This is a genomic window from Glycocaulis sp. (genome assembly GCF_052168375.1).
In the GTDB taxonomy this organism is placed as follows: Bacteria; Pseudomonadota; Alphaproteobacteria; order Caulobacterales; family Maricaulaceae; genus Glycocaulis.
This window is the reverse complement of record NZ_JBQLZR010000070.1, coordinates 1-5,939: the sequence shown is the minus strand read 5'-3', so window position 1 is coordinate 5,939 and position 5,939 is coordinate 1. Positions and strand designations below refer to the sequence as shown.

At 64.0% G+C, this 5,939-nt stretch carries 4 protein-coding genes; 3 read left to right on the top strand and 1 reads right to left on the bottom strand.

Translation table 11 applies throughout. From position 1 onward, the window contains the following. Nucleotides 1–132 precede the first annotated feature (132 nt). From ACTS2Z_RS02765 to prfB, 3 genes are all read left to right on the top strand, one after another. Entirely contained in the window at nucleotides 133–1,386 is a 1,254-nt protein-coding gene (locus tag ACTS2Z_RS02765; RefSeq protein ID WP_442571704.1) for an N-acetylmuramoyl-L-alanine amidase, read from the top strand. A gap of 121 nt (nucleotides 1,387–1,507) precedes the next feature. Then, on the top strand, nucleotides 1,508–3,997 hold the full coding sequence (locus ACTS2Z_RS02760; protein WP_442571703.1) for a penicillin-binding protein 1A: 2,490 nt from the start codon (nucleotides 1,508–1,510) through the stop codon (nucleotides 3,995–3,997). Nucleotides 3,998–4,097: 100 nt separating this feature from the next. Continuing rightward, a protein-coding gene (prfB, locus tag ACTS2Z_RS02755) for a peptide chain release factor 2 (protein WP_442571702.1) occupies nucleotides 4,098–5,217 on the top strand; the annotation gives its coding sequence in 2 pieces (ribosomal slippage) (nucleotides 4,098–4,166 and nucleotides 4,168–5,217; 1,119 coding nt in all). An 82-nt stretch (nucleotides 5,218–5,299) separates the two neighbouring features. On the opposite strand, the gene ACTS2Z_RS02750 is transcribed toward prfB, so the two are convergent. After that, complete coding sequence (locus ACTS2Z_RS02750) at nucleotides 5,300–5,773, bottom strand: bactofilin family protein (protein ID WP_442571701.1); 474 nt, start codon at nucleotides 5,771–5,773, stop codon at nucleotides 5,300–5,302. Nucleotides 5,774–5,939: the final 166 nt, after the last annotated feature.

The following is a 5,939-nucleotide window of genomic DNA, read 5'->3' as shown; positions in this document are numbered from 1 at the left end:
ATATCCGTGTTAGCGAAGGATTGTCGTTACGCTCTGGTAACCGAATCGAAACCGGGGCGTGCCATTCTGCCGGTCAGACCTGCGTTCAAGCAGGCGTTTTCGAGGGTAGGCAGAACAACGAGGGTGAGTTCGGTGGTGATAGTCAGACGATTGTCCGGCCTGATGGGCGCGCTTGCTGCGTCGCTTGCCTTTATGGCGGGCGCCAGTGCCGCGGCCAGCGAGATCATCGCTGTGCGCTTTGGCGTCCATGACAGCCATACCCGCATCGTTGTCGAAACCCGCACCGAAATGGATTTCCGCGCCTTCGCCTCTGGCGAGGTGACGCCGCGCCTTGTGGTCGACATTCCCGGCGCACGCTGGAATGTGACCGGCCTAGCCGACGGGCAGGGCCAGGGTCACGGCCTTGCCGGGCGCTTCCGCTTTGAACCCGCCGCCCAGTCGCCGCGCCTGGTTTTCGAACTGACCGAGAGTGTGCGGGTGCGTGAAACTTTCTCTCTACCGCCCGCAGATGGCGGTCATCGCATCGTGATCGACATCGAACCGGCACCGGCTGCCCTGATGACGGCAAGCTCCGGCTTTGATTCCGTTGATCAGACCATGACGCAATTCCTCGCCGAACGTGTGCAGGTCGCCTATGTGCCGCCGCGCTGTGAAAGCCCGCGTATCGTGATCGACCCCGGTCATGGCGGACGCGATCCGGGCGCGCCGGGCCGTTTTGGCAGCGTATCGGAATCCCACCTCGCTCTCGCTGCCGGTCTGGCTCTGCGTGATATTCTGGTGGCTCGCGGACGCTATGAAGTCATCATGACGCGTGACCGCGACGTCTTCCTCGAGCTTGACGAGCGCATTCAGGTCGCCCGCCGAGCCGAGGCGGACATCTTCATCTCGCTCCATGCCGACGCCGCGCCCAATAGCAATGCCGGCCCGCGCGGCGCGACCGTGTACACGCTGTCGGATTCGGGCACCAACAGGGCTCGCACGCGTGCCCGCCAAGATGGCGAATGGCTGCAGACGAGTGCGGCGCGCTCCGCTCAGGTCAATGATCTGCTGCTGGAAATGTCGCTGCAGGAAAAGCGCAACCAGTCGCTGATCTTTGCAGGCTCCATCCTGGAGAATGCAACGGACGTGACCCCGCTATTCCGCCGCGAGCCGCTCGAGCGCGGCTTCTGGGTGCTGCTGGATTCACAGATTCCGGCTGTCCTGTTCGAGATGGGTTTCATGACCAATCCCGATGACTCGCGCAATCTGAACACGCCTGCCTACCGCCAGCGCCTGATGACGGCAGTTGCCGATTCCATCGACGAATATTTCGCGGTGTGCGGCAATGCCGGCCCGCTGCGCACGGCGGCTGCGGGCAGTACGGGCGGCGGACCTGCCACACGCTAGCCTGCGTGCCTGAAAGCGGCTTGGACCTGAAGCCCGCCTCGCGCCATAATACCGCCCCAGTGAGGGGCAAGGTCGCGTGCAAACGGCTACAGGGCCGGGCAGGGCGACCGGACAGGCAGGAATGATGGCAATCTTCAGTGTGAAAAATCTGGGCAAGCTGGCGCTCTGGGCCGGTTCGACAATCGCCATTGTCGGTGTCATCGCGCTGGTTTCGGTCGCGGTCTACGTCGCGCAAGTAACGCAAGACCTGCCCGATTACGAGCAGCTGGCCGAGTACGAGCCGCCCATCATGAGCCGGATGCATGCCGGTGATGGCCTGCTGATAGCGGAATATGCTTTCGAACGCCGCGTCTTCGTGCCCATCGAAGCCATTCCGCCTCACGTCACGAATGCCTTCCTCGCGGCGGAGGACGCCAATTTCTACAATCATGGCGGCATTGACCTGATGGGCCTTGCCCGCGCGGCGATTGCCAATATCGGCAATGTGCTCAATGGGCGGCGCCTCGAAGGCGGCTCGACCATCACCCAGCAGGTCGCCAAGAACTTCCTCCTCAGCTCCGAGCAGCGCATTGCGCGCAAGGTGCAGGAAATGGTGCTGGCCATGCGCATGGAGCGCGCCTTCACCAAGGACCGCATCCTCGAGCTCTATCTCAACGAGATTTTCCTGGGTAACCGCGCCTACGGTGTCGCGGCGGCTGCGTTGAACTATTTCGACCGCTCGCTGGACGAGCTGGAGCTGCACGAGGTGGCCTACCTCGCCGCTCTGCCGAAGGCACCCAACAACTACCACCCCGAACGCCACCCTGAAGCGGCTATCGGCCGGCGCAACTATGTGCTCGCGCGGATGCATGCCAACGGCTTCATCACCGAAGCGGAAATGCGTGAGGCGCAGGCCCAGCCGCTCGAGACCGTCAGCCGCCTGCAAGGCGAGACCTATCTGGCGGCCGAGTATTTCGTCGAGGAAGTCCGCCGCGAGCTCTTCAACATGTATGGCGAGGAGCAGCTCTATTCGGGTGGCCTTTCGGTGCGCACCTCGCTGAACACCCGCGCCCAGCTGGCCGCGCGTTCGGCACTGCGTGCAGGCCTGGTCGAGTATGACCGCCGCTATGGCTATCGCGGCCCGCTGACCACACTGGAAAACTTCGATGCCTGGCCTGAACAGCTTGCCGAAGTGGAAGTGCCCCGTGATCTTGATGAAGGCTGGGTCCATGCGGTCGTTCTGGAAGTGCGCGAGCGCGATGTCGTCATCGGCATGGCTGACCGCAGCCGGGGCACGATACCGCTCTCAGAGCTGACCTGGGCGCGTGCGCCCTCGCGCCGCTCGTCGGACAATTTCCCCGTTCTTGGCCCGTCCATCCAGCGTCCCTCCGACGTTCTGGAGCTTGGGGATGTGGTACTGGTCCAGCGCCTGAGCGAAGAGGGCGAGGAATACGGCTTGCGCCAGGTGCCGGAGATCAATGGTGCCGTGATGGCGCTCGATCCCTATACGGGCCGGGTGCTGGCCATGATTGGCGGCTATTCCTTCCAGCAGAGCCAGTTCAACCGGGCGACACAGGCGCGCCGCCAGCCGGGTTCGTCCTTCAAGCCGTTCGTTTATGCAGCCGCGCTGGACAATGGCTTTACGCCCGCGAGCATCATTCTTGATGCGCCGTTTGCCGCGACCGGTGGCGGTGACAACCGCTTCTACCGGCCGTCCAATTATTCAGACCAGTTCTATGGCCCGTCCACCATGCGGCTCGGCCTTGAATTGTCGCGCAACGTGATGACGGTGCGCCTCGCGCAGGACACCGGCATGCAGCCGATTGCCGACTATGCCGCGCGCTTTGGCATTTACGACCGCATGGACCCGGTGCTCTCCATGGCGCTGGGCGCCGGCGAGACGACGCTGTGGCGCCTGATGAGCGCCTATGGTGCGCTCGTCAATGGCGGACGGCGGGTGACCCCGACCCTGATCGACCGGGTACAGGACCGCACGGGCGAGACCATCTACCTGCACGACCAGCGCGAGTGCACCGGATGCGACGCGGAATGGACCAACGGCATGGCCGAGCCGGATCTCGCAGAGCTTGGCGAGGACGTCGTCGATCCGGTTACCGCCTATCAGATCGTCTCGATGCTGGAAGGGGCCGTGCGCCGCGGTACGGGCAGCGCTCTGAATGCGCTGGGCCGTCCGGTTGCCGGCAAGACCGGCACCACGAACGAATTCCGCGATGCATGGTTTGTCGGCTTTACCCCTGATCTGGTGGTTGGCGTCTATGTCGGCTTCGACACGCCGGTTCCGCTGGGTTCGGGCGAGGCGGGCGGCCGCGCGGCGGCGCCCATCGCGCGCGATGCCTTTGCTCCGATACTGGAAGAATATCCGGTAGCACCTTTCCGGGTGCCCGAGGGCGTCCGGCTGGTGCCAATCGATGCGCGCACCGGCGAGCCTTCCATCCTCGGCCGCCCAGGCGTCATTCTGGAAGCCTTCCGTCCCGGCACCGAGCCGGTTCGCGGTGCCACCCGTGAGGAGGAGACGCTGAGCTTTGCCACCGGGCGCCTGCGCGAGACCGAGGACGGCTCGCAGGACAGTGATGACGAGGGTTCAGACGAGGACCTCAGCGGCATCTACTGAAGCTGAAGGCGCATCAAGCCTTGTGTGGCGCGGCGGTGTTGGCTATGCGCCATGCAACGCACTCCTGCGTGTGTTTGTCCTCAAATCTGAGAGTTACGCCATGCGCGCTGATATCGCGTCCCTGAAAACCTCCATCGAGCAGTCACTGGAACTGCTGAGGAGGCGTCTTTGACTGGGATATCGCCCAGGCCCGCCTTGATGAGCTGAACGCCCGCGCGGAAGCGCCCGACTTCTGGAACGACGCCGCGCGCGCCCAGAGCCTGATGCGCGAGCGCAATACGCTCGACCAGCAGATGACCACGGTCCGCGAGATCGAAGCAGAACTGGGCGAGACGCTGGAACTGGCCGAGCTTGCGGACATGGAAGGCGACGAGGCTCTCTTCGATGATGCCGTCGCTGTTCTCAAGGCGTTGAAAGAGCGCGCCGGCCGCGCCGAACTGGAAGCGCTCCTCTCTGGCGAAGCCGACAGCAATGACTGCTATGTCGAGATCCACCCGGGCGCGGGCGGCACCGAAGCGCAGGACTGGGCTGCCATGCTGACGCGCATGTACACGCGCTGGGCGAACGCGTCGGGCTACAAGGTCGAGGTGATCGAGGAGCAGGCGGGCGAGGAGGCGGGCCTGAAATCTGCAACCCTGCTGATCAAGGGCGAGAACGCCTATGGCTGGCTGAAAACCGAGGCCGGTGTCCACCGTCTGGTGCGCATCTCGCCCTATGACAGCTCAGGGCGGCGCCACACCAGCTTTGCCAGCGTCTGGGCCTATCCGCTGATCGATGACACGATCGAGATCGAGATCCTCGACAAGGATGTCCGCACCGACACCTTCCGGGCGTCTGGTGCCGGCGGCCAGCACGTCAACAAGACCGACAGCGCTATCCGCCTGACCCACGAGCCGACCGGCATCGTGGTGCAGTGCCAGGCAGACCGCTCCCAGCACAAGAACCGGGAAACTGCGTGGAACATGCTGCGCGCCCGCCTTTATGAGCTTGAACTGCAAAAGCGCGAAGCGGCGGCCCAGGCCGAAGCCGACGCCAAGACCGATATCGGCTGGGGCCACCAGATCCGGTCCTACGTCCTCCAGCCCTACCAGATGGTCAAGGACTTGCGGACCAATGTCGAAACCTCCGACACGCAAGGCGTGCTCGATGGAGATCTGGACGCCTTCATGGCGGCTGCGCTCGCAGCGCGTGTGGGCGGCGACGAGGCCGCATCAAACTGATCGCAGGCGGGCCAGCGGCTCAAGGGCAATAAAAAAGGCGGCTCGCATGAGCCGCCTTTTTCTGTTTCCGGCAAGACCCTTATTAGGCCTTGGAGGCAAACGGATCGCTGTTGGCTGCAGCAGCCGGACGCGGCGCGCTGCTGGCTGCACCGCCCGGAGGGGCCGGCGGCATGGAAGAGGCGACTTTCGGCTTGTCCTGCGTCAGGGGCGCAGAGCCAGCCGGCTTGTCCGACAGCGGATCGGAGGAGCGGCGGCAATGGCCATCGAAATAGGCACCGCTTTCCACGGCGAGCGTCGCGTGGACGATATCGCCCTCGATGCGGGCGGTCGCGGCAAGCTGGACCTGGCGGGCCCGGACAGAGCCTTCAACGCGGCCGCGAACGACAACGCTCTCGGCAATGACTTCACCCTTCACCGTGGCTTCTTCGCCAATGCTGAGCGAACCGGCGCGCACATCGCCTTCGACGGTGCCGTCGAGCTGGACTTCGCCTTCGGACGTGATGGAGCCCGTGATCGTCAGATCAGCGCTGAGAATGGAGGGTGCTTTGGATTTCATGGCGGACCTTTTGACTGGGGGCGGCGGGCTACCCGTTTCCGGGGCGGGGGAGTCCTTTTTATTGAACATAATGTCCTGCTCTCAAGAAACGCTCAGGGTCCAGGTGATTGCCCCTGAACCACACTTCATAGTGAAGATGCGTCGCCGTTGAACGCCCGGTATTGCC

Coding starts and splice junctions, on each gene's coding strand:
- ACTS2Z_RS02760 (WP_442571703.1), top strand. CDS start 1,508: ATGATGGCAATCTTCAGTGTGAAAAATCTGGGCAAGCTGGCGCTCTGG.
- ACTS2Z_RS02750 (WP_442571701.1), bottom strand. CDS start 5,773: ATGAAATCCAAAGCACCCTCCATTCTCAGCGCTGATCTGACGATCACG.